Genomic DNA, 25,189 nt, shown 5'->3' with positions numbered 1-25,189 from the left:
GGCACGCCGACTGATTTGAGCTTGTTGCACGAGCGCGTAACCTGCCTTTTCTACTGATCCCCACCGCCGAGCTCATATCTCGGCGACCTTGGGGGCAAGCATGGCAGTTCATTCCTTTCAGTCCGAGGCGGTCTCGCGTGGTGCACGCATGTTGCGCACCGCGCTCGGACCGGCGATAGCGGCCTGGCTCGAAGACGCTGGGATCGTCGAGGTCATGCTCAATCCCGATGGCCGGCTCTGGGTCGATCGGTTGTCGGGGGGCATGACAGATACCGGCGAGCGTCTCGCCGCAGCCGACGGCGAGCGCATCGTGCGGCTCGTTGCCCATCACGTCGGCGCCGAGGTGCATCCGGCAAGTCCCCGCGTCTCGGCCGAGTTGCCCGAAACGGGAGAGCGTTTTTAGGGGTTGCTGCCGCCCGTGGTGACCGCTCCAGCCTTTGCCATTCGCAAGCCGGCGGTGGCCGTCTTCACGCTCGACGATTATGTCGCCGCCGGCATCCTGACAGCCGCTCAGGCTGAAGGGCTGCGGAACGCTGTCCGGGACCGTCAAAACATCCTCGTGGCCGGCGGTACTTCGACCGGCAAGACCACGCTGACTAATGCGCTGCTGGCCGAGATTGCAAAAACTGCAGATCGCGTCGTGCTGATCGAGGATACGCGCGAACTCCAATGCAAGTCGGCTAACCTCGTGGCGCTGCGCACCAAGGATGGTGTCGCCTCGCTGTCCGACCTCGTGCGCTCCTCGCTCCGGTTACGCCCCGACCGAATCCCGATCGGTGAGGTGCGAGGGGCCGAGGCGCTCGACCTTCTCAAGGCCTGGGGCACCGGCCATCCCGGTGGCGTCGGCACCATTCACGCCGGCACGGCGCTTGGCGCCCTTCGCCGCCTCGAACAGCTTATCCAGGAAGCCGTCATCACTGTGCCGCGCGCGCTGATCGCGGAGACCATCGACGTGATTACGGTTCTCTCCGGCCGCGGCGCAGACCGTCGGCTGACAGAACTCGCGCGTGTCGATGGCCTGACGACCGAGGGCGACTACCTCATTTCACCCGCAGGAGACCCATCATGAACGGCGTCACATTGAGAAGCGCGATGATAGCTGTTCCGGTAGCTCTCAGCTCCGTGGCGATCTCGCCCACTGCAGAGGCCGCTGGCTCCAACATGCCGTGGGAGCAGCCGCTTAACCAGATCCTGCAGTCGGTCGAGGGGCCCGTCGCCAAGATTCTGGCCGTGATCATCATCATCGTCACGGGCCTTACGCTCGCCTTCGGCGACACCTCCGGCGGCTTCCGCCGCCTGATCCAGATCGTGTTCGGTCTGTCGATCGCGTTCGCAGCCTCGAGCTTCTTCCTGGCATTTTTCTCATTCGGCGGCGGAGTGCTGATCTGATGGACGGGCCGGTTGAAGGTTTTGCAATTCCGGTGCACCGCGCGCTGACGGAACCGATCCTGCTCGGTGGCGCGCCGCGTGCGATCGCCATCGTCAACGGCACCGTTGCCGCTGCGCTCGGCCTCGGCCTGCGGCTGTGGATCGCGGGCCTCCTGATCTGGGCCATCGGTCATGCCGCTGCCGTCTGGGCCGCGAAGCGCGATCCGCTCTTTGTCGAGACTGCAAGACGCCATCTGCGCATCCCAATCCATCTGAATGTGTGAGCAACCAATGATGAACCTTGCCGAATACCGCCGCTCCACTACACGTCTTGCGGATTTCCTGCCATGGGCCGCACTGGTCGACGAAGGCATCGTCCTCAACAAGGACGGATCGTTTCAGAGGACCGCGCGCTTTCGCGGGCCCGATCTTGATTCCTCTGTTCCAGCAGAACTTGTTGCGGTTGCCGGCCGCCTCAATAATGCACTGCGTCGCCTCGGTTCAGGCTGGGCGGTGTTTGTGGAGGCGCAGAGATATCCATCGAATGCCTATCCGCCGAGCAGTTGCCCGGATGTGGCATCGGCCCTGGTGGATGCTGAACGCCGAGCCCAATTCGAGGAAGAAGGGGCTCACTACGAGTCCGCCTATTTCCTCACCTTCCTGTATCTGCCGCCGGCCGAGGATGCGGCGCGCGCCGAACGCCTCCTCTATGAGGGCCGGGAGCGCGGAGAAGCTGCCGACGCTCACGAAGCGTTGCGCGGCTTTGTCGACCGGACCGACCGCGTGCTGCAACTGGTCGAAGGGTTCATGCCGGAGTGCCAATGGCTCGATGACGGTGAGACCCTGACCTACCTGCATGCTTGCGTCTCGACCAGGCTACACCGCGTCCGTGTCCCCGAGATCCCGATGTATCTCGACACGTTGCTGGCCGACCAGCCGCTGACGGGCGGGCTCGAGCCGATGCTGGGCGACCAACACCTGCGGGTGCTCACGATTGTTGGGTTCCCGACGGCAACCACGCCGGGGATCCTGGACGATCTCAATCGGCTTGCCTTCCCTTATCGTTGGTCGACCCGGGCAATCATGCTCGACAAGGCAGACGCAACGAAGCTCCTGACCAGGATCCGGCGGCAATGGTTCGCCAAACGGAAATCCGTTGCCGCAATCCTGAAGGAGGTGATGACCAATGAGACTTCGTCTCTCATCGATACCGACGCTAGCAACAAGGCTATCGACGCCGACGCTGCGTTGCAGGAGCTCGGCTCCGATCTGATCGGAGAGGCCTTTGTCACCGCCACGATCACGGTCTGGGACGAGAATCCGCGCATCGCGGACGAACGGTTGCGCTTGGTCGAGAAGGTCATTCAGGGACGCGACTTCACTTGCATGGTGGAGACCATCAATGCCGTCGATGCCTGGCTGGGCTCGTTGCCCGGCCACGTCTATGCCAACGTCCGCCAGCCCCCGGTTTCGACCCTGAACATCGCCCATATGATCCCGTTGTCCGCGGTTTGGGCAGGGCCGGCGAGGGACACTCATCTCGGCGCGCCGCCGCTGTTCTTTGCACGCACGGAGGGATCCACGCCGTTTCGTTTTTCCCTCCATGTCGGGGACGTCGGGCACACGCTGGTGGTCGGTCCGACCGGTGCGGGCAAGTCCGTGCTGCTTGCGCTGATGGCGCTGCAGTTCCGTCGCTATCCAAGCTCCCAGATCTTTGCCTTCGATTTCGGCGGGTCGATCCGGGCCGCGGCGCTCGCCATGAAGGGCGATTGGCACGATCTTGGCGGTGCGCTGTCCGATAGCGCCTCCGAACCGGTTGCCCTGAAGCCGCTAGCCATGATTGACGATGCGGCCGAGCGCGGCTGGGCGGCGGAATGGATCGCAGCCATTCTCGCCCGCGAAAAGATCGACATGACGCCTGAAGCCAAGGAGCATCTTTGGTCGGCGCTGTCTTCGTTGGCGTCGGCACCTATTGGCGAACGGACGCTGACCGGTCTGTCCGTGCTACTCCAGTCCCAGAGCCTGAAGCGGGCGCTTCAACCCTATTGCCTCGGCGGCCCCTTTGGTCGGTTGCTCGATGCTGAAGCCGAGCGGTTGGGCTCTGCTCCGGTCCAGGTGTTCGAAACCGAGGGGCTGATCGGCACCGGCGCCGCACCGGCGGTCCTATCCTATCTCTATCACCGGATTGAGGGTCAGCTCGACGGGAGGCCGACGCTACTCATTATCGACGAAGGTTGGCTCGCGCTCGAGGATGAAGGGTTTGCCGGCCAGGTCCGCGAATGGCTGAAGACGCTGCGCAAGAAGAATGCCTCCGTCATCTTCGCCACCCAGTCGCTCTCGGATATCGATGGCTCTCCGATTGCGCCCGCCATCATCGAGAGCTGCCCGACGCGGCTGTTCCTTCCGAACGAGCGCGCTATCGAGCCCCAGATCTCGGCTATCTATCAGCGCTTCGGTCTCAACGACCGACAGATCGAGATCCTCGCGTGCGCCACGCCAAAGCGGGACTATTACTGCCAGTCCCGGCGCGGGAATCGTCTGTTCGAACTCGGTCTTGAAGAGTTCGCGCTCGCCTTTACGGCCGCTTCATCAAAGTCCGATCAGGCCATGATCGAGCGCGTGCTGGCCGAACATGGCCGTGAGGGGTTTGTCACCGGCTGGCTCGCCGCACGTGGCCTGGGTTGGGCCGCCGATCTCATACCCGGTCTCATCAAGCAGGAAGGCTTGTCATGAAGCGCCGCCGTCACCTCTCAGCGGTGGGTGCGCTCGCAATTGCGATTGTATGTACCGCTTCGCCAACATCCGGCCAGTTGATCGTGTTCGATCCTAATAACTATGCGCAGAACGTGCTCACGGCTGCACGTGAGCTGCAGCAGATCAATAACCAGATTACGTCGCTGCAGAATCAGGCGCAGATGTTGATCAATCAGGCCAAGAATCTCGCCAGCCTGCCGTATTCCTCTCTGCAGCAGCTCGAGCAGTCGATCCAGCGAACCCAACAGCTTCTCGCCCAGGCCCAGCGCATTGCCTACGACATCAAGCAGATCGATCAAGCGTTCTCGACGACCTATGCGCCCGCCTCGACAAACGAATCAGATCAAGCGCTGATCGCGAATGCGCAAACACGCTGGCAGAATTCTGTGGCGGGCTTGCAGGACGCTCTACGCGTTCAGGCGATCGTGGTCGGCAATCTCGACACCCACCGCAAAGAGATGTCGGCCCTCGTCAGCTCAAGCCAGGGCGCGACCGGCGCGCTGCAGGCCAGCCAGGCCGGCAATCAGCTTCTTGGCCTGCAGGCGCAGCAGCTCGCCGACCTTACGGCCGCAGTTGCCGCGCAGGGACGGGCGCAAAATCTTGAAACTGCCCAGCGTACCGCCGCCCAGGATCAGGGCAGGGAGCAGCTTCGTCGCTTTCTTGCACCCGGTCGAGGCTATCAGCCTTCGACAGTTCGGATGTTTCACCAATGAGCGGACGTGGTGGACTTAAGCGGGTGATGCTTGTGATGACGGCGGCTGCCGTTATCCTTGTCGCAGCGTGCACAATCCAGCTCCGCGGCGACGGCGACGGTCCACCGGCTAGATTGTCGGCATCCCGGGCAACCAATCCGCTTGGCGGCGAACTCGAACGCTGCCGGAAGGTCACCTCCGAGCAGGTTGCAGAACTCCAGGAGTGCCGTCTGATTTGGGCGGAGAATCGCCGTCGCTTCCTTAAGAAAACACCGGGCGCTACTTCCGCCGATGCTCAACCAGGCAGCCCGGCACCCTCGTTGGCGCAGCCCAAGCATCCCGATCGTCTCCCCCAGGGCTGGCCGCCCGTTGCAACACCCGAACGCGAGTGATTCCATGGGTGGCACCGGCGTCATCGACCGATTTCTGGAAACGTTTACCCGCTATATCGACTCTGGCTTTGGGTTGCTTGGCAACGAAGTCGCCTTCCTCGCAACCACGCTCGCCGCGATCGATGTCACGCTGGCCGCTCTGTTCTGGGCCTGGGGTACCGACGAGGACATCATCGCGCGCCTTGTGAAGAAGACGCTCTTTGTCGGCGTGTTCGCTTACCTGATCGGCAACTGGAACAATCTCGCCCGCATCGTTTTCGAGAGCTTTGCCGGTCTCGGGTTGAGAGCCTCAGGAACTGGATTGTCCGCGACTGATTTCCTGCGTCCGGGGCGGATCGCGCAGGTCGGTGTCGACGCGGGACGGCCGATCCTGGATTCGATCTCGGGACTGATGGGCTACGTCAGCTTCTTCGAGAATTTCATCCAGATCGCGGTGCTGCTGCTCGCATGGGTGATCGTGCTGCTCGCCTTCTTCATTCTGGCGATCCAGCTCTTTGTAAGCCTGATTGAATTCAAGCTGACGACCCTCGCGGGCTTCATCCTGATTCCGTTTGGGCTGTTCGGCAAGACAGCCTTCGCCGCCGAACGCGTGCTCGGCAACGTCATCTCGTCAGGCGTCAAAGTCATGGTGCTCGCCGTGATCGTCGGCATCGGCTCGACGCTGTTTTCACAGTTTACCGTTAGCTCGGCCGGCGCACAGATCGGCATTGAAGATGCCATGGCCCTGGTGCTCGCCGCGTTAGCGCTGCTGGGCCTGGGAATCTTTGGGCCCGGCATCGCCAATGGCATCGTGTCCGGCGGTCCGCAACTTGGCGCCGGAGCCGCCGCGGGCACGGGGTTAGCTGCCGGCGGGGTCGTGGTGGCCGGAGCGGGCCTCGCTGCCGGAAGCGTCGGTGCACTCGCCGGCGCGGCGCGCGGGACTGCGGCGCTAGCGGGTAGCGCGAGCGGGGCGTTCAGGGCTGGTGGTTTGTCCGGCGTCGCGGATGCCGCCGCGTCCGCGATGACGAGCCCGCTTCGTCGCGCCGCGGCTGCAAGCGGCTCGGCTTCAACTGGTGGCACTGCAGCCGGTGAAGCCGGCGCAGCTCAGCCGCCGGCAAGTTCCTCACCTCCGGACAGTCAGTCCAGCTCGGCCAGACGCATGAAGCGGATGCAGACCATGAGTCAGGGCGCGTCGGCCGCTACTAACGTCGTTCGCACTGCCGACCATGGTGGAGGAGGCGCCTCCGTCGATCTCTCCGAAGGAGGGAACTGATGTTCAAACGACCATCCGTTCATTATGGCCGCACGCCCGCGCCCGTAACGCCCTACCAGAAAGCGGCGCAAGTGTGGGACGAGCGCATCGGCTCGGCGCGGGTGCAGGCCAAAAACTGGCGACTTATAGCCTTCGGTTCTCTGATCCTGTCGGCAGGACTTGCATCAGGTCTCGTCTGGCAATCCACACAGGGAAGCATTACGCCCTGGGTCATTGAGGTCGATCGTCTCGGCCAGGCAGAGGCGGTCGGCCCAGCCAATCCCTTCTATCAGCCAACCGATCCGCAGATTGCCTTTCATTTGGCACGCTTCATCGAGAATGTGCGCGGGCTGTCGGCTGATGCCATCGTGCTGCGTCAGGACTGGCTGCGCGCCTACGACTTTACGACCGATCGCGGCGCCGCCGCCCTCAATGACCACGCCCGCGTCAACGATCCCTTTGCCAAACTCGGCAAGCTGCAGATCTCAGTGGAAATATCCAGCGTCATCCGTGCCTCGCCGGAAAGCTTTCGGGTCGCCTGGATCGAGCGCCGCTACGACAATGGGCAGCTTACCGCCACCGAGCGCTGGACCGCCATCCTCACCATCGTGATCGAAACTCCGCGCGATGCCGATCGTCTGCGCAAGAACCCGCTCGGGGTCTATGTCAACGCCATCAACTGGTCGAAGGAGCTTGGGCAGTGAATATGCAGATTCCTGGACTCGCTAGCCCGAGTGTGCGCAAGGTCATGCGCCCGTTTCTATTTGCTTGCATGTTTGCACTCGGCGGCTGTGCCACCTCCAAACCGCCGCAGATCAGCTACGACGACGATATCCCGCCACTTCCCAGTCCGCCGTCGCTGGCGGACGATCGTCCGCGATCCCTTCACGTTCCGCCGTCCTGGACGCCGGCGAAGGGAGGCAAGAAGGGAAACGTTGAGGCAAAGGAACCTATTGCGCGGATCGAGACCGCCAATGACGCTGCGCGCGTCGAGCCGCGTAGCGCCGGCTACTTCAATGCTGTGCAGGTCTTCCCTTTTAGTCCCGGCGCCCTCTATCAGATCTACGCGAGCCCCGGACAGATCACCGATATCGCACTCGAGCCCGGCGAGCAGCTCACGGGTTCGGGGCCCGTATCGGCTGGCGACACCGTGCGCTGGGTCGTTGGCGACACCGAAAGCGGAAGCGGCGATACCAGACGTGTCCACATCATGGTCAAGCCGACGCGGCCTTCGATTGAGACCAACCTCGTGGTCAACACCGACCGGCGCACCTATCTCATCGAGCTGCGCTCGCGTGAAAAACCCTACATGCCATCAGTCGCCTGGTTCTATCCCGAGGACAGGCCCGGCCGTGCCCGAGCTGTTTCCCCGACGCCAGTTCTTCCTGACTCGTCTCAGCGGCGCTATCGCTACACCCTCGAGGGCGACAATCCGCCTTGGCGGCCGGTCGGCGTCTATGACGATGGCCGCAAGGTCTATATCGAGTTCTCACCCGGCATCGTTCAGGGAGAAATGCCTCCACTGTTTGTCATCGGTCCGGACGGCAATTCCGAGATTGTCAACTACCGAACCTATCGTAACGTGCTGATCGTCGATCGGCTGTTTGCCGCGGCTGAGCTGCGACTTGGTGGCGACTCTCAGCAAAAGGTCCGAATCATCAGAAGCGACGGGAGACCGTCGTGACTGATAAGCAAACGACCGGCGCCGGTGGTCCTGATTCTACCTCGTCGAAGAGTGCTGCGGAGATAGCCAGCTCACTGCGCCTGCGTCCAGAACGTCCGCCCGTGACTCGCCTGTCGCGTAAGGTATTGGCCGGGGGCACGGCACTCGCGCTCGTTCTGGTTTCCGGAGTCGTGCTGTGGGCCCTGCAGCAAAATCGCACGCGTGCTCCAGCTTCCGAAGAGCTGTACAGCACCGATCACCACAATGTGGCCGACGGCCTTGCCGGGCTGCCGCGCGACTATGCGGGTATTCCGCGCGACGTGCCTCGCCTCGGATCGCCATTGCCCGGCGATCTCGGTCGTCCCATTGTAGCGGCCCAGGCCCAGTCTGGCCCGCTTGCGGTCGATCCCGAGCAACAGCGGATGAGCCAGGAAAGCGAGGCCGCGCGCACCAGCAAAGTATTTGCGTCGACGAATGTTCGGGCACCGGCGGCAGTGACTCCCGAGACGACCTCAAATGCCGCATCACCGTCCGATGAGGCGTTTGCCCAGAATGGACAGGACCGCAAGCTCGCTTTTGTTAGCGCTGCCGTTGATCGGCGGATTACGAGCCCTGACCGTGTGGCGAAGCCAGCCTCGCGTTATGTCGTCCAGGCAGGGTCTGTGATTTCGGCGGCCCTTATTACGGGGATCCGCTCCGATCTGCCCGGGCAGATCATGGCGCATGTGACCGAACCGCTATTTGATACGCTGTCCGGTCAAACTTTGTTGGTGCCCCAGGGTGCGCGGCTGATAGGGATCTACGATAGCCACGTTTCACATGGACAGTCACGCGTGCTCCTGGTCTGGACACGCCTGATCATGCCGAACGGCCGATCGATCGTCCTTGAGCGCCAGCCGGGTGCCGATACCGCAGGCTATGCTGGGCTTCACGACGAGGTCGATCATCACTGGGGCGAGCTGTTCAAGGCGGCGTTGCTGTCGACTTTGCTTGGTGTCGGAGCCGAACTTGGGTCCGGCTCGGATGCTGGCAACGGAAACAGCGCCATTCTGCAGGCCCTTCGCCGTGGGGCAGGGGATTCCCTGAACCAAACCGGTCAGCAGATCGTTCGGCGCAATCTCAACATCCAGCCGACCCTGACAATCCGGCCGGGTTTTCCGGTGCGGGTAATCGTCAATCGCGACCTCGTGCTCGAACCATACAGAGGCTGAAAAAATGGCAAAGCTGAAACTCGGCGCCATCGCCGACGACAAGCCGGTAAAGCTCACCGTAGAACTGCCGGCCGATGTCCATCGCGACCTCGCGGCCTACACCGACATGCTTGCCCGCGAAACCGGGCAGTCGATCTCGGATCCGGCAAAGCTGGTCGCACCAATGCTGGCGCGATTCATGGCAACCGACCGAGCCTTTGCAAAGACCCGCCGCAAGGGTCAGCCTGCGCAAGGCAAGGGATAGCGCTCGCTCAACAATTTGAGGAAGTTTGCCAGCGCCGGATTGTCATTGTCCTTGCGCCAATGTGCTGAATAATTGACCTGACTCGGCCCCGTGCCGTCTCGTACCTCTCGATAAGTCAGGCCCGCAAAAGTGACGCCGATGTCGGACTCGGCCACCAAACTGACACCGAATCCTATGGATATGAGGGTCTTGATGATACCTCTGCTAACGTCATGGCGTTCGATCTTGGGACGGTCTGCTGTCGAGATCAGCTTCGCCAACAAGAGATCCTCAAGTTCTCGTCCCGGGTCATAGTGGCTGAGAAGGACCGTCTCATTCCGCAGGTCGGTCCAGTAGATCGCCTTCTTCCCAGCCAGTTGGTGTCTCTCAGGCAAGGCCACCAGGACGCGCTCGCTCCACAGCGGCAAGGCGTTGCTGTCAAAGACGTGTCCCCCGTCGGTCGCGATGACAACGTCGATTGCACCATTGCGTAAGGCGGTGACGAGGCGCATCCGCGACCTTTCGACCATGCCAAGTGCGACCTGTGGGCACCGCTGCCTGAAATCTACCAACGTCGCCCGTAAATTGCCGGCCGACAGCGACGTATAGAATCCCACAGACAGCCGCCCAGCCTCGCCGCGTCCGTTAGACTTGGCTGACGTAACCAGCGCATCCATTTGTTCGAGAATCGACCGCGCCGTTCGGAGAAAATCCCGGCCAGCCGACGTGGCGCAGACGCCGCCGCTCGATCGCTCGAACACAATCACGCCTATTGATTCCTCGAGTTCTCGAATGCAGCGGCTCAGAGTTGACTGCTGCGTCAACAACGCTTCTGCAGCCCGCCGGAAGCTTCCATACTCCGCGGAAACAACCGCATATCGGAGGTGTTGAAGGGGGATCGTTGCAGATTGATTGCGGAGAGATAAATATCTGTGGTCTTGTTCGTCGGCCATTCGCGACCATGGTGCTCTGAAAATGCAGGAGCATCCATATGATATTTGGAATCGGGTGATTTCGTCGGCAGGTTGTGTTTTTTATTGGGCCGATCCGTGCCCTGCCGCCGGCGTCCGGCAGGCGATGACGGAGGCGCCATCCGGACCGCGTGTCGCCCGAGGAGCGCACGCTTCTCTCAGATCGTCGGATAAGCGACTTCGCGTTACGTTATGCGTGGCGACTGCACCTTGTCGTGAACATCGCGCCCATTGCGAGCATCCGGCGAAAGCGATTTACAGACGGGCAAGCATCACGTGATCAGAGCAGGGCGCAGCCTGTGCTCTGCTGCGGCAGCCGGCGCTTATACCAACGAGGGCGTTCTCGGGAATGCCTGCACCTGAATTGAGCGAGAAAAATCGCCTTACCCGAACTAAGCCTTGCCTTTAGTCTAGTATTCAGGTCCGATGTTATGCCGCAAGTAAAACTGTCTAGCGCAAGGACTGGAGGGTTGCATTGCCTCTCCCGTCATCTGCGATCGTATGCTCGCTCGTTGTCGGGCCGCTCCGTGGCGCTTGGCCGTGCCGACGCGGTGCCGCTTCGGTCACCGCCCATCGCGCGTGATCGCTCGCGGCTAATCCCTCAGGGAGCGCGGCTGATCGGAATCTACGACAGCTAGTCGCGCGCCCTCTTGGTCTGGACACGCCTAATCATGCGGAACGGGCGATCGATCATCCTTGAGCAGCCGGGTGCCGATACCGGGAGGGCCGGGCTTCAAGACGAGGTCGATCATCGCTGGGGCTTCTTAGTGGGCGCCGTGTGCACGATGTGTGCACCGGGAGATCAAAGAAAATCTAGAGACAGCTAGCGTGAACAGGCTGAACTGAACGCGCTACAGCGTCAGTGCGAGCGGTGTTTCGGAACGGGAATGATCTCGCATAGGCAATCCACAGATATGCGCCGACCAATTCCCGAAAGTCCAATTCGCGAAATGAACGATCATGGAACGACCGCTCGTGGCGCAAAGCGGCCGTTGAGGTGTGATGTGAGATCTCGCCAGTTCCTGTTAATTGAACTAGCTAGGGCGTGTACCATCAACGCGCAGCCACAGCCGTTTTGATGCGAGATGGATGAAGGCCCCGATAGTTGGTCGCCAACTTGCCGTAACAAGTGGCGACTCGACGACGCTGCTTGATCTCATTGAAGAATGTTTCGATCAGTTTGCGCGCTCGATAGAGATACAGATCGGTTCGTTGCGAGATGTTAGCCCAAGCGCCTTTTTCAGCGACAAGCCGTCTGATCCAATCGGCATCATAAGCCCGGCCTGCCAGCAGCATTGATCCTGACTTCAGGCGAGAGGAATTTGCCGGCGAGCCGATTGTCATGCGATGTAATTGTGTAGCCCTGTGCCCTGTGCTGTTCGCACCGCGTCCCCCGCGCCGCTTCTCGGCCCGTTTCGCCGACCGATAACGCTCCGTCATCGCCCATGCCAACCTCGCGCCGCGCGCCCATGCTCGCCCGCTTCGCATGAACTTGGGCAACCGATACGTCCGGAGCTGCAATCCGGACCAGGTTTTGCAGTAGGCAATCGCGAACACGAGGTAGAATTTGAACAGCCCGCTCTGGCGACCTTGACATCAATGCCGAACAGGATGTTACCCGTGCATGCGGCTATGTCTTGAGTATCCCAGGAGTCGTTTTCCTGTAGGCGGATTTTGCATATACGGCGCCGTGCCTAAATAGACATGATTTGCGAAAGCGGTTTCGTTGTGACCGTTGAGCCAAAATACGAATGAGGGGCCAGGAGATGCCCATCTCAATTTCAATGATTGTTCTGAGTTCGCAGTTGGTCATGCCGGTGGCTGGCGGTGTGCCGAAGTTCGATATCGCGCGGAGTTGCAAGCTCGATGTCGCTGCTACCGCCAGCCTCTCCGTTGATCAGTCGCTAAGGAGCTGTATCAACGACGAACAGAAGGCCAGGCGGCAGCTGGCCGGCCGGTGGTCGAAATTTCCTGCGCCAAGCCGGGCAAGCTGTGTCTCGCAAGAGAGCATTGGCGGCACGCCAAGTTACGTCAGTTTGCAGACCTGCCTCCAAATGGGGCAGTGGCTGCGGTAGCAAGCTCAGCCGTAGTGATCATATTCGCTCAGCGCGATCCGGACTTCACGGGCAAAATCTACCAGCGAGATGGTGAACGCGCCGAGCGAAATCATGAAGAAGATGGCGACTCCGCGTTCGTGCTGTATCTGAAAGAACGCCGTTACAAAAGCAACGATCACGAGAAGCGTCACCGAGATGCTTGCGATCACTGCCCAGAAGATCGCCCGGTTCATCATCGCCGCGCGCTGCATCAGACGCGGCAGATCGGCCTTCAGCCGGCATCGGACCGTATCGTCATCGAGGATCCCGTTCAGGATCACCGTCCGGTCAACGATCCGGTTCAGGCGGGAGATCAGGATAGCGATGAAGGCGCCCAGTGCGCCCAGCAGGAAGGCGGGGGCCGCTGACTGCGAGATGACGTGAGATAGCTGAGTTACTGATGGCGTATCTGTCAACATTGAGCGGGCTTCCGGTTCACGATCAGGCCGCGTCGCTTAGGCCGCCCGATTTGTTCGCCGTCACGTAACGCACCATCCGATGGATCGACTATGCGAAATCGGCGTCATCGGCATTAAGCCGCCAATTCATTGGGACAGATAATCAGCGTTGCGCGTCGATTACGGTCCGATTTTGCATAGGCAGATGACTCCGCCGGTTCGTATAGCTACTCCGCACATCAGCCCGAGTGGGCTCATCTATAACAGCGAGCGGTGTGAGCCTCGCAGGGAGTGAACGATCATGCCCAGCTACTGTTTCGTTCGGGTAATGAGCCTCGCCGCGACGATACTTCTGGCTCCCGCGTTCGCGTCGGCTCAGCAGCCGCCTCCGGGCGTCCAGGCCGGCATGCTGACCTGTAACCTTGCTCCGAGCATCGGTCTGATCGTCGCCGAGAGCCAGCGGATGACTTGCAGGTATGCACCCAACGGGCCGTATCCCCCTCAGAACTATAACGGTGTGATGAATACCGTTGGCCTCGAACTCGGGATCACCGCGGGCGGGGTAATGGCGTGGGGCGTGTTTGCTCCAACTCAGGGGGCGCCGATCGGGGCGCTGGCGGGCGAGTATGTGGGCGCCAGCGGCGACATCGCGGTCGGGGTAGGGGTCGGAGCCAACGTCTTGTTTGGCGGCTCAAACCGGACGATTGCCCTGCAACCATTATCGGTCGAGGGGCAGGCGGGTTTGAACGTGTCGCTGGGCGTGTCGGGCCTCACGCTGGCTTTGGCGCCCTGAACCGATGGCCAGCCCAGCGACCAGCCTGTGGCCGCGATGGCTGAGGTTAACGATAGTGGGGGCTGCTGCCGCGGCTATCATAAGCGGCGCGTGGTTGTCGTATCGCTACTTCGCCAAGCCAGTCGTTTTGACAGTGGCGGTCGGCTCGATTGACGGAGAGGCCTTGTCGTTGATTTCCGCAGTCGCGGCGCGCCTGACGACGTCGAACGCCCACGTCCGATTGAAGATAGTGGATGCCAATACATCAGCGAAGGCATCGGAACTGCTGGCTGCGCACAAGGCAGACCTCGCCGTCGTTCGCGGCGATACCGGTGGGCTGGCAGATGCGAGGAGCGTGCTCCTTCTGACCCATGGCGTGGTTCTGCTCATGGCACCTTCGACGGTGAGCGGCGATAGTCTCGGCGATCTTCGCAATACAACGATCGGCGTTATCGGAGGTGCGATCAACAGGCCCACAGTAGACGCGCTGAAGCAAGTTTACCAGCTTGATCGCGCCAAGGTCATTTTCCAGGATGTCTCAATTGCCGACGGCGCGACCGCGATTTCATCCGGACGGGTTCACGCCCTTCTTGCTGTCGTTCCTCTTACCGAGAAGTACCTGGCCAAGGTCAGACAGTTCTTTCAGCAGGAGCACCCAAGAGGTTCGGCTCCGAAACTGATCGCAATCGAATCGGCCGGAGCGGTGGCGAACGTCGCGCAGTATTACGAGAGTTACGACATTCCAAAGGGAACCTTGCGGGGCGCGCCACCTGTTCCATCCGATGATCTTACCTCGCTTCGCGTTTCATATTTTCTTGTTGCCAACAAGTCGGTGAATAACGGCACCATCACCGACCTAACGCAATCGCTGGTCGACGTCCGAAGAGACTTGCTGTCCCAATATCCGATACTGGCGCAAGCTGCCGCACCGAGCACCGACGCCGACGCGCTGATCCCTATCCATCCGGGAGCTGCTACGTACTACAACGGAAACCAGCAGAGCTTTCTCGATAAGTATGACGACAAGCTGTACTATGGGTCATTGCTGCTGGGATCGTTGATCTCGATCATTGTTGCAGCTTGGCGCTTCGCAGGTTCTGGGAATACCCCGCAAAGCATGCTCGAACCGCTCTATGAGTGCGGCAACGAGATCAAGGGTGCCAAGAGCGAAGCCGAACTGGAAGAAATAGAAAAGCGTATCGACGATATCCTGAAGTCTGAACTCGCCAGGAACGCGAATGGCGAGGGGGCCGACAGCCCCGCTATGGCCGCGCTAAGTCTGACAGCCCACAGGCTTCAATACTTGATGAGCCATCGCCGGACCATGCTGCGCAAATTGAATTAAGTGCACAGGGACACGACAACTCCGCAGTCCCGCGGAGCTGCCCGGGTTGGCTCACTTGTTCACCATCCGCCGCGTCGGCGTCACGGTGCTGGTCGGCGCCATCGGCGAGATCGAGAACGTCACCCAGGTATTCCATCCCGACGGCCGGTTCTCGGCAGCGAATTCGCCATATCCTTTCAGGTTGAGATATCCCTGCATGTCTCCAACCGGAAAAAGAATCCCGATTTGCGGTCCAATTCCGGCAACGCGGGACCGGAATCCGCCAAGGATGGGGTGTTGACCGAAGTCGTCGGTGATCTGCTGATAGGCGTACCCGACAAACCCGACGAAAACCTGCTTCGAGAGGAATTGGGAGACGCCCCAGTCAAGGTGGAAATCAATGCCGTTCTGATATTGCGTGTCCTGGTTCTTGAAGTTGTAGGTAAAGCCCGCGACGGCCGAAAACTCTTGTCCTGCCGCTGGATTGAAAAAGGTGTAGCCGCCACCGCCGTCGATTGCGCCGTGACCGATACCGAGATTGGAGAGACGATTGGGATCGTAGGCGCCAACCGGGATGTCTCCGGTCACGTAGGTCATGAAATTATGCACGCCGGCATTCCACTTCAGTGTGGCTTGCGGATACAGGTCTCCAACCGACGTAAGCGAATCTGAGATGCTTCCCGTCCGGGTCGTCACGAGGGGACCAACCGCTGTCGTGAGCGTGCCGTCGATGCCGGTGCTGGCTCGACCGAACAGGCCGATAACACCTATGGCCAGTTGTCCACCCAGCACGGGTGTAGCGAACGTGTATGTCGGGTTAAGCAGCACGAGGTCGGCCTGGGCATTAAGACTTGCATTCAGGCTGACGTTGACGTTCGCGGGGATCCTTCCGATCTGGATCTGCTTTGCGGCCGCCACGCCTCCGGATGCTCCGACCGAGGTATGATAGTAGACTTCGGCCCAAGACCAGCCCGGCACCTGGGGAGTGGCAGCCAGACTGCCGAACCGCCCGGGCAGCCAGTACGACACACCGCTTTCGTCCGCGTAGGCCGCGCCAGACAGCGAGCCGAATAACAACATGGCCAGGCCGGTGGAGTGCGCGAGCCGATGGGTCGACGCTTGTTTGGGGAGATAGCTCGCCATCTGCAATGTCATCCTCAATATCACCGTGCCCAGGGTCGCAATTGAGCATCCGAGTGCTGGCAATGACTATGCAAAATCGGTTGTTTATCCACGTCGATTCCTGGCTGTGGCTCTAATGTCACGCTCAGGTTGTCGCGCCTTGGGCGCGAGATGCGCCGTGCGAATTTTCACGCATAAAATTCGACGCGGTCTTGTTGCGCAGCGGTCCGGACCAAGTCCGCACTTGCACTCGATGCGCGTTGCAGAGTTTGAGAGGGGCTTTCGCCAAACGCTCTTCGGTACTCAACCGAGAAGCGTCCCAATTCCAGGAACCCAAAGCCGGTAGCAATTTCTGTCACAGTCGAGAGGCCGCTGTCTGTGTCCATCAGCGCGCGTCTGGCCTGTGACAATCGCAGCATTCGAAGATGCCGGCAGGGCGGAAGGCCACGGACCCTGCGAAATGCCTTGCGAAGCCTGCACTCGCTCACCGAAAGAGCGGCGCAAAGAGCCGAGATCGGGAGGGGCTGGTCAACTTCGGCGAGCACCAGAACCTCAGCCCGCTCGACGAGATCCCGGCTGGAGCTGACGGGCACGGCGCCGGGAGTTTGCGTCCCTGTATTGGCAGAGGGATAAATTCTCATCGTGGCCCCGCATTTCGCTAGAACACGGCAGAAAGTTCTGCCCGGCGCCAAAACACCACAGCTCGATATCCCCGCATATTGTCCTTGAGGGCAACGTCGCGGCAGCGCGGCCGTTTCAGAATGGCACGCCGCTGGCCTCGTCTTGGCCGATTCCGGAGCAAGCATTCCAACACCACTGAAGTTGGTGCGTCAGTTGGGTGGGGGGCCGATGGGCAGGGGAGATATACCTGGGCCGCCCGCGTTTTGATCGGGCGCCGGCGTGGCGTTGTCGCCAGGTTGGTACCACGGGTTTGCCAGACATTCGTCGAACGTGCCGGACGCCGAGGCTTGGCATTGCTGATAGCTGATGAAGCTACAGTTGCTCCAGCCCGGATAATCATCACCTTGCAGGCAGAACGGGAATCGGGTCGAAACCTGCGCATATGCGCTTGCCGGGCATTGGATAGCGGCGAGAACAAGTAGCGTTGTTATCCAGTTCGGCTTCAAAATCTTATTCCTTGGCTGGCAAGCGTCATGCCGTCAGCCTCAATTGAGGTTTCATCTTGAGCGAGAACCCTAGGAGGGCGATGGCGCACTGCCTATGCAAAATCGGGCAGCCGCCGCTTTTGAGACCGACATGGACGATGATTCGTCTCGCGATGATGGTTTGGCGGGCTTGCTCGAAAATTCCCTATCGGGGATTTTCGGCATTCGTGGCGGCCGACGGCGCCAACAGTCCGATCCTCTCGGCGACGGAGACGGCCTCCGCAAACGTCTGAACCTGCAGCTTTTCCATCACCATACGTCGATGCGCCTTGATGGTTCGCTCGGAGGTGCCGAGCTCAAAGGCAATCTGCTTGTTCATTTTGCCGCGAACCATCAGCGCAAAGACCTCGCTTTCCCGGGGCGTCAGGGTCACAATCAGGGATCTGAGCGAATTGATCTGGTCCTGTTGCTGCTTCGTCGCGGCAAAGCTGGCCAGCGCGCGACCTATCGTATCCAGCAAGGTCTCTCTGGCTACAGGTTTCAGCAGGAAATCTTCGGCGCCGGCCTTGATCGCCCGCACGCTGGTGGGAACGTCACCCCGGCCCGACATGAAAACGATCGGCCAACGCATCGACAGCTTCGCGAGTTCTTCCTGGAGCTGTAACCCATTAACCGATGGCATGTTCACGTCGAGCAGGATGCAACCTGGCTTGGCGTTCTCAATCGAACGCAGAAAGCAACTTGCGGAATCATAGTCCGCCACCGCATAGCCCGATAGTTCCAGCACGCGCGAGATCGCACCGCGAAACGATGCGTCGTCGTCAACGATGTGAACTACAGGCGCTGCCGTCATTCCAGCACTAATCTTCCACTCCGCGTAGGAGCCTATTGGACAACATCAGGCGCGGGCAGGCTGAAGCCATTCAACGTTTGGGTGTCGGAAGATTTACCGGGGCGCGCCGAAGCGGTCAACGCTAAGGCTCCGTCGCTGTGCGGTCCCGCAATATGGCAATTTGTGCCAAGGTGCCCCTACCTAAGCACCTTTATTTGTATTTGCCGGGTTGGTCAGAGGTAAGCCGTATACGAGCTGACCCAGACCAGAATGGACGCAAGCAGGCCAATAACCCCTGCATTTGCGGCGAACGCGGTGGCGCTTCCGGACATGCCCAGCCGGAGCGAGTCGCGGCTCATTTCGTCCGGAATGGAAATCACCGCCGGGAAAGCCGACGCGCCACCAAGCGCGCTCGTGCGCGCCAGCGTCCCCGACGCGGCGATCTGCCCCTGACCTATGCCTTTCGGAATTCCGATGATCTTTGCGCGATAAATGCGGCCCGGCACATTGTCGAAAACGATATCGACGGCCGCACCTTCCTTGATGGTCTGAAAGCCGTTTTGCGAGAACATGCCGACCAGCGTGATCTCCTTCTCGACAATTAACGACATCGCCGAACGCGCCTGCAACGCCCGGTCGCCGACCGTCAATGCGACCCCGGTAACATAGCCGTCGGCGGGCGCACGAACGTCCGTCTGCGACAATTCCCAAGCCGCGTTATCGAGTTGCGCCTGGAGCTGCGCGACCGTGGTATTGACGCCTCCGATCTCGGAATCCAGCGCGAGTCTGGCGCTTTGCTGCGCAGCCTTGGCCGCGACGAGTTGCGCCGACACCGTCTCGTACTGGACCTGCTTGTCCTGCGCCTGGAATTGCGTGTTGGCTTCGTCGGCGGCAAGCGTCTCGATGTCCGCGAGACGCTTCTTGTTGTAGGCGGCCTGCGCGGTGAGCCCCGCGACATTCGCCGTCGCCTGATCGTAATTCGATTTCAATATTTCGGCGTTCTGCTTTGCGGCGGCGAGCGACGCCTGCAACTGCGTGACCTTGTACTGAAAAGGCGCCGGGTCAATCTGGAACAGCACGTCATTCTGCTTCACTGGCACGTTCGGCTTGACCGGGATTGCGACGATCTGCCCCGTCACGTTCGGCGTCACTTCCACCACGCGGCCGGTCACCGTCACGCGCCCCGAGGGCGTCAGATAGTTAAAAAACGCAAGAAATGTTGCGAGGATAAACCCGCCGATGAGGAGCGAAATGGTACCCGACAACCAGCCCCAGCGCACAAGTTTGAACTTGGAGAATACCGCCCACATCGCAGCGATATAAAGGCTCAGGATAATGACCACGGCGGAGCTCCCCATCGTTCGGGTACGAGATCGCCATTAGCCGGCAATCTATCAATGCGCGCTATGCAAAATCCGTGTGAAAAATCTTCGTACCAAACAGTCGCCGTTCGGTTTTTGCATAGTCGATGCAGCGTGACTTCTCCATGGTGGCCGGCGAGCGAGACCATTCGCCGCAATCATCGTGATCAACAAGGAGAGCGTTATGAGCCAGGCGTCGATATGCAAAGCCGGGGCGTTTAGCCTCGGCGTGGCCGGGCTGGCGTTGGCCATGTTTGTTTCGAGCATACCACAGGCACGCGCTCAGGAGGATGGCGCGGGAAAACTTCTCAAGGCAATGTCGGACTATGTGGCGAGCCAGAAGACCATATCGGTCACCTACGACTCCGACATCGAAGTCATCACCTCCACCTTGCAGAAGATTCAGTTCACCAGCTCCGGGCAGGTGCAACTGAGCCGTCCGGACAAGCTCCGCGCCACGCGCACCGGCGGCTATCGAGATGTCGAAGTCGTGTTCGATGGCAAGCTGGTCACCGTGAATGACAAGGATAGCAAGAACTACGCACAGATCGAAGCCGAGGGGACTGCCGATCAACTGATCGACGTGCTGCGCGAGAAGAACGGCATCGTGGCCCCCGGGGCGGACCTGCTCCTGCCGAACGTCTTCGACGTGATTATAGCGGACGTTGTCGAAGGCACCGTGATCGGCAAAGGCGTCATCGACGGCGTCGAGTGCGATCATCTCGCATTCCGCAACATTGAAACTGATTGGCAGATCTGGATCGAGTCCGGCGCCAGGCCAATCCCGCGCAAGTATGTGATCACCAGCAAGGGCGTAGGCGAAGCGCCGCAGTACATCCTGCGCATCAAGGAATGGAAGACCGATCTGCCGGCGGATGCGTTTGCATTCAAGCCGGAACAGTCCGCCAAGAAGCTGTCGCTGGCTGAACTCGGCGACATCGACGAAGTGCCGCACGGCATCACCAATGCAGGAGCCAAGAAATGATCTGCATATCGAAAACTCTCATTCGTCTCTCGACTGTCACGATCGCTGGCGTCGCGGCGCTGTTGTGGAACGGGCAATCACCGTTGGATCCGAACGCAGCTCTGGTTTCGTCGGCTGAGGCGAGGATCGGGCGACCGCTTACGCCAATGAGCTATGCCGGCGTGGCCCGCCGCACGACACGACGCGCCGTTGCCGTGGGCGCAGTGGCGGCGGGAGCTGCCTATGCGGCGCCGGTCGTGGTGGCGCCTGCGCCGGTTGCTCCGGCGCGTTGCGTTCAGGCGGTCGATCCCTACGGGCGCATTTACACGCGCTGTTATTAGGACCGGCAATGCGCGGTGAATGAGATCTGCCGCGCGCTGCGAGATCATGAGATCTGGCTGCAGGACCTCTGTCTAGATCCAGACGGACTGAATAGGCGGATTTCGTATAGCCAACCATCGCACAGGCTACGAAACTCACTTGATGACAGGCACGAACCGGAAGGAATTTTCTGATGTTTACGAAGCGAGAGTTACTTCGCTCCACCGCGGCCATCGCCGCGCTCGCCGTCACGACGGCGAAGTACACCCCGGTGATGGCGCAGTACAAGGCCGAATGGCCCAATCTGCTTGAGGCCAAGGACATTGCCGAAGAAGGCTTCATCTACGGCTTACCGCTGGTGATGAACTACGCTGTCATGAATGAGTTCGCTGTGGACACAAAGGGCAGCCAGTTCAAGGCGCCGTTCAACGTGATTCACAATGACCACCATGTCGCCACCCCCGCGGATACGGCAGTCATCACGCCGAACAGCGACACCCCGTACTCAATACTGTGGCTGGATTTGCGCGCTGAACCGATGGTTGTCTCGGTGCCGATGATAGATAGGGCCCGCTACTACGCGGTCCAGCTCATCGACGGCAATACCTATAATTATGGCTACATCGGTACCCGCGCCACGGGGGCCGAGTCGGGCGACTATCTGGTGGTCGCTCCTGACTGGAAAGGTGAAACGCCTCCCGGAATCAAGAAGGTCTTTCGATCTACGACGCCGTTCTCGCTTGCTCTAATCCGTACTCAACTTTTCAATCCCGGCGACATGCCGAACGTCGAGAAAATTCAGGCCGGCTACAAGGCGCAGCCGCTTTCCGGCTTTCTTAAGCGTCCGGCCCCGCCTGCCGCGCCGAAGATCGATTTCCTGCCCGCCACCACGGCCGGGATTAAGGATAACTTCTTTCAATATCTCGACGCAGCCCTGCAATTCGTCCCTGAGACGTCAAGGGACAAGGCGATCCGCGCGAAACTTGCCAAGATTGGTATCGGTCCCGGCAAGACCTTCGTGTTCAAGGATCTATCGCTCGAACATAAAGCCGAAATCCTGGTGGGCATGAAGCAGGGCGACGCCAAGGTCGACAAATGGCTGGCCGGCGGAAACAAAAACATCAACGGCTGGAACGTCGGCTCGTTCTTTGGCGACGAGGCCTTCTACAACGGTGATTGGGTGATGCGGGCCGGATCTGCCAAGGGCGGTCTCTTGGGCAACGATGCCGTAGAAGCCATGTACCCCTATACCCGAACGGACGCGACCGGTGAGCCGCTCGACGGCAGCAAGCACAAGTATACAATCACATTCCCGCCCGGCCAATTGCCGCCAGTGAATGCGTTTTGGTCCGTGACGATGTACGACGGCAAGAGCCAGCTCCTGGTCAAGAACCCGATCAATCGCTACCTCATCAACTCTCCGATGTTGCCGGCGATGAAAAAGGACGCAGACGGCTCGCTGACCCTGTACATTCAAAAAGACAGCCCCGGCGCCGACAAGGAAGCCAATTGGCTTCCGGCGCCAGATGACAAGATCTATCTCGTGATGCGTCTGTATTGGCCGAAGCCCACACCGCCGTCGATTCTGCCCGCGGGCGAAGGGACATGGCAGCCGCCCGGTATCAAGCGGGTTTGATGGTACTTGGACCGATCATGCTGCCTGGAAAGTAACTTAGCGCTCGAACTCATGCCGACCTCTTTTTGGCCGACGCGAGTTCGGGCGTGATTCACAGGTTTTGAAGCAGCAATCGGCAAGGGGTATCGTGAGCGATACCACAGAGCGTGAGTACGCTGCCCGGTGGGACAAGCTCGCAGCCAACTATCTGACGTTCCTCAAACTCGCACAATCAAAAGCCGGCTACGCGTGATGAGTCACGCCCGAGCTCAAGCACCAGTCGTGAAAATCGTTGTGGTTCGGCAACGCGGACATTTGCATGCCGCAGGCATATCGAAGCTGTCGATATGCTGACAAGCCATGTCGGATTTCGAATGCGTCGTCCGGTACTGACGGCGACTCGCTTTATGTTTATCGGTCGGTTCGTTTTTGCATAGTCCACCCTTCATCAGGCACCCATAGTCCCCGCGACCAACGGCATATTAGCGATAACCCGAATCCCAACGGAGAAGTAGACATGACGAGTGCAAGACTTGTTCAGATGGCCGGACTGCTCGCCGTAACGGCGATACTGGGCAGCATGGCAACGGCCAGTGCCCAAACCGCACAGGCCCCGTCCGCGTTGAAAACGATTGGTGCTCCGGCCGCAGCAGCCAAGCCTGAGATTGTCCCCTCGCTGTTCGTGCTCAATTCCCGTGCGGCGACGTTGCAGGGTGACACGTTGGTGCTGATGGGCGTTGCCCCAAACTCCATCATATTTGCCGACCGCCCGGTGCGATCCGCTGGCCATCAGCCCACCGCCGACGTCATCGCGGAATGGGGATCGGGCGACGATAGCTTTACCAAGAATCCTCCGAATGCGACCTTGTCCGTGTTCGGCAAGGACGGCGCCGTGAAGGACGCAGTCGTGGTGCTGAAGAACCCGAAGCTCGAGGGCGATAAGCTGACGTTTGCCGTTCAGACCCTCGAAGGGGATATCGCCGGCGCGGACGGTGGGGCGGCGCTGTTCATTGACATCATCGGCCGGCCGTTCACGCCAATGTCGTTTGCCGGCGTCGCACGGCGTTCGGCATTCCGGGGCGCGATGTATGCCGGTGCCGTTGGTGCCGCCGCCTATGGCGCGGCCGCGTACGCTGCGCCTTACGTCGCGCCGTATCCGTACGCGCGGCCTGTGTGCGGCTACTACCCCTATCCGCCCTGTTACTGAGATAGAGAGGAGACGGGAGAAGCAGGCTTCCCCCGCTTCAATTCAGCGGCCGAGCGACGAGTTCTGACGATCAATCAAGTGGAGAGGCAATCATGAAGCGTTCGATTGTACTATCAGCCCTGCTGACGGCTGGATTCGTGACGGCCAGCAGTGAACAGGCCAGCGCCGTAGTTTACTGTCAGTACATTTCGTATCCTGCTGGTTGCGTCGTCAGGCCCGGTGTCGTGCTGCGGCCGCGGCCGGTCGCGCGCGCCGTGGTGACCCCCGGCGTCGGCGCCCCGGGTGTGGGTGTGCGACCGGGAACACCGATGAATCGTGGTGGTCCGGTCAATCGAGTTGGCAGGCGATAGAATTGTCGAGGTCACTTTGACCACCGCTTGCCGGGAATGCCGCTTCGGAGCGCGGTAGCGTCGCGCTCCATCATTTCAATCAACATTTCGGAGCGACGATCATGTTCAAGGGAACGCGCGCAGCCGCCTGCTTCTGTGGCTCGCCATGATCGATCGTTGCGAAGTCAGAACAGCAAGGGAACCATCCAAATGATCGCAAAGAAACTCATCCTGTGTTGCGCGACGGCTATTATGGCGGGACCAGCGTTGGCCCAGGTCGAACTGAAGACCTATGCGGACCGCGACGGGTATGTCGATGTCCAGAAACTGACCTGCGCCCAATTGGCGAACACATTCCAGGAAGACGCTGATTACCTCACCGTCTGGTACAGCGGCTGGTACAACGGCCTCGCCAAGAAGCACATGATGCAGGTCGACCGCGCGAAATCCCTTGAGCACGAGGTCATCGTCCACTGCAAGGCAAATCCCGGGAAGAAAGTAATTGAAGCCATCGACGTAGTCTTCAAGGAGTACAGGGCCGAGAAGGGCATCAAAATGAAGCAGTGATCGAACTTCGCCTTTGGCGAAGTCTGAAGTGCCGGAAGCGCCGCAGGCAGGATTGGAACGCAGCTGTTCTAGCGGAGTTATGTGCTCACAAATCGAAAATGATCGTTTGCCATTGCTCAAAGGTGTTTCCGGCCGGGCCGACATGGATGAGCGATGCGCATGCGCACCATAGTTGTCATTGATGATAACCCGAGTATGTTGCAGGGTATCAACCGCCTTTTGTCGGCGCACGGTTTTTACGTCCTGACATTTACGTCGGCGGAAGCATTTCTCGTTGGTATTGCCAAATGCGAGCCTGACTGCCTGCTACTCGATATTCATCTCGGTGGAATGTCGGGCATCGATCTCCAGCGGCGGCTGACGGCGTTGGGGATCGATCTGCCTGTGATTTTCATGACCGCGATCGATAATGAAGCGACCCGCCAGCAGGCTTTTGATGCGGGCTGCATCGCCTATCTGAAGAAGCCCTTTCTGTCAAAGTTGCTCATTGACGCAATCAATGGCATTGCGTGACTGCATCCCGCAACTAACCCAGTAACCTAACTAAATCCGCCCGAAATCACGACACAGCCACTGCGTGCAACGGACAATAAATCTCCCGCGTCGCCCACAATTCGGGTAGAGTCGGATACCGGACACAGGAAGAAACTCTCAGTAGTGGGCGACGCTC

At 60.2% G+C, this 25,189-nt stretch carries 27 protein-coding genes and 3 pseudogenes; 22 read left to right on the top strand and 8 right to left on the bottom strand.

Annotated features, from left to right (window positions below):
* The first annotated feature begins 100 nt into the window (after positions 1-100).
* From trbB to C7G61_RS37225, 11 genes and pseudogenes are all read left to right on the top strand, one after another.
* A pseudogene (gene trbB, locus C7G61_RS37275) lies at positions 101-1,069 on the top strand (P-type conjugative transfer ATPase TrbB).
* 23 nt (positions 1,070-1,092) lie between these two features.
* On the top strand, positions 1,093-1,389 hold the full coding sequence (locus C7G61_RS37270; protein ID WP_244608648.1) for a TrbC/VirB2 family type IV secretion system protein: 297 nt from the start codon (positions 1,093-1,095) through the stop codon (positions 1,387-1,389).
* A complete protein-coding gene (locus C7G61_RS37265; protein WP_108522659.1) occupies positions 1,389-1,652 on the top strand; it encodes a VirB3 family type IV secretion system protein in 264 nt (87 codons plus the stop codon). Before C7G61_RS37270 ends, C7G61_RS37265 begins: the two co-directional genes overlap by 1 nt.
* Before the next feature lie 7 nt (positions 1,653-1,659).
* Positions 1,660-4,101, top strand: coding sequence for a conjugal transfer protein TrbE (gene trbE / locus C7G61_RS37260; protein WP_108522658.1), 2,442 nt, complete (start codon positions 1,660-1,662; stop codon positions 4,099-4,101).
* The gene (trbJ, locus tag C7G61_RS37255) at positions 4,098-4,835 is read left to right on the top strand and encodes a P-type conjugative transfer protein TrbJ (protein ID WP_108522657.1); all 738 of its coding nucleotides are present in this window, start codon (positions 4,098-4,100) and stop codon (positions 4,833-4,835) included. Before trbE ends, trbJ begins: the two co-directional genes overlap by 4 nt.
* A complete protein-coding gene (trbK-alt, locus tag C7G61_RS37250) occupies positions 4,832-5,206 on the top strand; it encodes a putative entry exclusion protein TrbK-alt (protein WP_338026164.1) in 375 nt (124 codons plus the stop codon). The genes trbJ and trbK-alt overlap by 4 nt, the downstream gene beginning before the upstream one ends.
* Positions 5,207-5,210: 4 nt before the next feature.
* The gene (gene trbL / locus C7G61_RS37245; RefSeq protein ID WP_108522656.1) at positions 5,211-6,458 is read left to right on the top strand and encodes a P-type conjugative transfer protein TrbL; all 1,248 of its coding nucleotides are present in this window, start codon (positions 5,211-5,213) and stop codon (positions 6,456-6,458) included.
* Positions 6,458-7,141 (top strand): conjugal transfer protein TrbF, encoded by a 684-nt coding sequence (trbF, locus tag C7G61_RS37240; protein WP_108522655.1) that lies wholly within the window; start codon positions 6,458-6,460, stop codon positions 7,139-7,141. Before trbL ends, trbF begins: the two co-directional genes overlap by 1 nt.
* A gap of 44 nt (positions 7,142-7,185) precedes the next feature.
* Positions 7,186-8,121 (top strand): P-type conjugative transfer protein TrbG, encoded by a 936-nt coding sequence (gene trbG / locus C7G61_RS37235; protein WP_244608647.1) that lies wholly within the window; start codon positions 7,186-7,188, stop codon positions 8,119-8,121.
* Positions 8,118-9,311 (top strand): TraB/TrbI/VirB10 family type IV secretion system protein, encoded by a 1,194-nt coding sequence (locus C7G61_RS37230; RefSeq protein WP_108522653.1) that lies wholly within the window; start codon positions 8,118-8,120, stop codon positions 9,309-9,311. The genes trbG and C7G61_RS37230 overlap by 4 nt, the downstream gene beginning before the upstream one ends.
* 4 nt (positions 9,312-9,315) lie before the next feature.
* Positions 9,316-9,555, top strand: a complete 240-nt coding sequence (locus C7G61_RS37225; protein ID WP_025589931.1) for a DUF2274 domain-containing protein — start codon at positions 9,316-9,318, stop codon at positions 9,553-9,555.
* On the opposite strand, the gene C7G61_RS37220 is transcribed toward C7G61_RS37225, so the two are convergent.
* Complete coding sequence (locus tag C7G61_RS37220) at positions 9,531-10,487, bottom strand: LysR family transcriptional regulator (protein ID WP_108522652.1); 957 nt, start codon at positions 10,485-10,487, stop codon at positions 9,531-9,533. The two genes, C7G61_RS37225 and C7G61_RS37220, sit on opposite strands and share 25 nt — an antisense overlap.
* A 602-nt stretch (positions 10,488-11,089) precedes the next feature.
* Between C7G61_RS37220 and C7G61_RS37215 the strand changes: the two are divergent.
* Positions 11,090-11,311: pseudogene (locus tag C7G61_RS37215) on the top strand (TrbI/VirB10 family protein); the annotation flags it as partial.
* A gap of 228 nt (positions 11,312-11,539) precedes the next feature.
* On the opposite strand, the pseudogene C7G61_RS37210 reads toward C7G61_RS37215, so the two are convergent.
* Positions 11,540-11,850, bottom strand: a pseudogene (locus tag C7G61_RS37210) (IS5/IS1182 family transposase); the annotation flags it as partial.
* A gap of 421 nt (positions 11,851-12,271) precedes the next feature.
* On the opposite strand from C7G61_RS37210, the gene C7G61_RS37205 reads away from it, so the two are divergent.
* Positions 12,272-12,580 carry a hypothetical protein gene (locus C7G61_RS37205; protein ID WP_145963757.1) on the top strand — a complete coding sequence of 103 codons (309 nt, stop codon included), beginning with the start codon at positions 12,272-12,274 and terminating at the stop codon, positions 12,578-12,580.
* Between the two features lie 5 nt (positions 12,581-12,585).
* Here C7G61_RS37205 and C7G61_RS37200 read toward each other — a convergent pair whose 3' ends face one another.
* Positions 12,586-13,020 carry a DUF2721 domain-containing protein gene (locus tag C7G61_RS37200; protein WP_108522650.1) on the bottom strand — a complete coding sequence of 145 codons (435 nt, stop codon included), beginning with the start codon at positions 13,018-13,020 and terminating at the stop codon, positions 12,586-12,588.
* A 280-nt stretch (positions 13,021-13,300) separates the two neighbouring features.
* On the opposite strand from C7G61_RS37200, the gene C7G61_RS37195 reads away from it, so the two are divergent.
* Together C7G61_RS37195 and C7G61_RS37190 are read left to right on the top strand one after the other, a co-directional pair.
* Complete coding sequence (locus tag C7G61_RS37195) at positions 13,301-13,792, top strand: DUF992 domain-containing protein (RefSeq protein WP_108522649.1); 492 nt, start codon at positions 13,301-13,303, stop codon at positions 13,790-13,792.
* A 55-nt stretch (positions 13,793-13,847) separates the two neighbouring features.
* Entirely contained in the window at positions 13,848-15,116 is a 1,269-nt protein-coding gene (locus C7G61_RS37190; protein ID WP_190242147.1) for a TAXI family TRAP transporter solute-binding subunit, read from the top strand.
* Positions 15,117-15,167: 51 nt separating this feature from the next.
* On the opposite strand, the gene C7G61_RS37185 is transcribed toward C7G61_RS37190, so the two are convergent.
* From C7G61_RS37185 to C7G61_RS37165, 5 genes are all read right to left on the bottom strand, one after another.
* The gene (locus C7G61_RS37185; RefSeq protein WP_244608645.1) at positions 15,168-16,175 is read right to left on the bottom strand and encodes a SphA family protein; all 1,008 of its coding nucleotides are present in this window, start codon (positions 16,173-16,175) and stop codon (positions 15,168-15,170) included.
* Positions 16,176-16,405: 230 nt separating this feature from the next.
* A complete protein-coding gene (locus C7G61_RS47635; protein ID WP_190242146.1) occupies positions 16,406-16,858 on the bottom strand; it encodes a helix-turn-helix transcriptional regulator in 453 nt (150 codons plus the stop codon).
* Positions 16,859-17,047: 189 nt separating this feature from the next.
* Positions 17,048-17,344 (bottom strand): DUF3551 domain-containing protein, encoded by a 297-nt coding sequence (locus C7G61_RS47295; protein WP_108522646.1) that lies wholly within the window; start codon positions 17,342-17,344, stop codon positions 17,048-17,050.
* Between the two features lie 184 nt (positions 17,345-17,528).
* A complete protein-coding gene (locus C7G61_RS37170; protein WP_108522645.1) occupies positions 17,529-18,176 on the bottom strand; it encodes a response regulator transcription factor in 648 nt (215 codons plus the stop codon).
* Positions 18,177-18,388: 212 nt separating this feature from the next.
* Positions 18,389-19,498 carry an HlyD family secretion protein gene (locus tag C7G61_RS37165; protein ID WP_108522644.1) on the bottom strand — a complete coding sequence of 370 codons (1,110 nt, stop codon included), beginning with the start codon at positions 19,496-19,498 and terminating at the stop codon, positions 18,389-18,391.
* A 202-nt stretch (positions 19,499-19,700) separates the two neighbouring features.
* Here C7G61_RS37165 and C7G61_RS37160 point away from each other — a divergent pair, with 202 nt between their 5' ends.
* From C7G61_RS37160 to C7G61_RS37130, 7 genes are all read left to right on the top strand, one after another.
* Positions 19,701-20,501 (top strand): DUF2092 domain-containing protein, encoded by an 801-nt coding sequence (locus C7G61_RS37160; protein ID WP_108522643.1) that lies wholly within the window; start codon positions 19,701-19,703, stop codon positions 20,499-20,501.
* Positions 20,498-20,821, top strand: a complete 324-nt coding sequence (locus C7G61_RS37155; RefSeq protein WP_108522642.1) for a hypothetical protein — start codon at positions 20,498-20,500, stop codon at positions 20,819-20,821. Before C7G61_RS37160 ends, C7G61_RS37155 begins: the two co-directional genes overlap by 4 nt.
* Before the next feature lie 173 nt (positions 20,822-20,994).
* Entirely contained in the window at positions 20,995-22,437 is a 1,443-nt protein-coding gene (locus C7G61_RS37150) for a DUF1254 domain-containing protein (protein WP_108522641.1), read from the top strand.
* 520 nt (positions 22,438-22,957) lie between these two features.
* Positions 22,958-23,623 (top strand): hypothetical protein, encoded by a 666-nt coding sequence (locus C7G61_RS37145; RefSeq protein WP_244608642.1) that lies wholly within the window; start codon positions 22,958-22,960, stop codon positions 23,621-23,623.
* Positions 23,624-23,715: 92 nt separating this feature from the next.
* Entirely contained in the window at positions 23,716-23,973 is a 258-nt protein-coding gene (locus C7G61_RS46415) for a hypothetical protein (protein WP_108522640.1), read from the top strand.
* Between the two features lie 189 nt (positions 23,974-24,162).
* The gene (locus tag C7G61_RS37135; protein ID WP_108522639.1) at positions 24,163-24,519 is read left to right on the top strand and encodes an HdeA/HdeB family chaperone; all 357 of its coding nucleotides are present in this window, start codon (positions 24,163-24,165) and stop codon (positions 24,517-24,519) included.
* Positions 24,520-24,678: 159 nt separating this feature from the next.
* Positions 24,679-25,032, top strand: a complete 354-nt coding sequence (locus C7G61_RS37130; RefSeq protein ID WP_108522667.1) for a response regulator transcription factor — start codon at positions 24,679-24,681, stop codon at positions 25,030-25,032.
* Positions 25,033-25,189 lie beyond the last annotated feature (157 nt).

Source organism: Bradyrhizobium algeriense, from assembly GCF_003062295.1.
GTDB classification, from domain to species: domain Bacteria; phylum Pseudomonadota; class Alphaproteobacteria; order Rhizobiales; family Xanthobacteraceae; genus Bradyrhizobium; species Bradyrhizobium algeriense.
The sequence above is the reverse complement of the archived record's forward strand: the minus strand, read 5'-3'. Positions and strand labels throughout refer to the sequence as shown.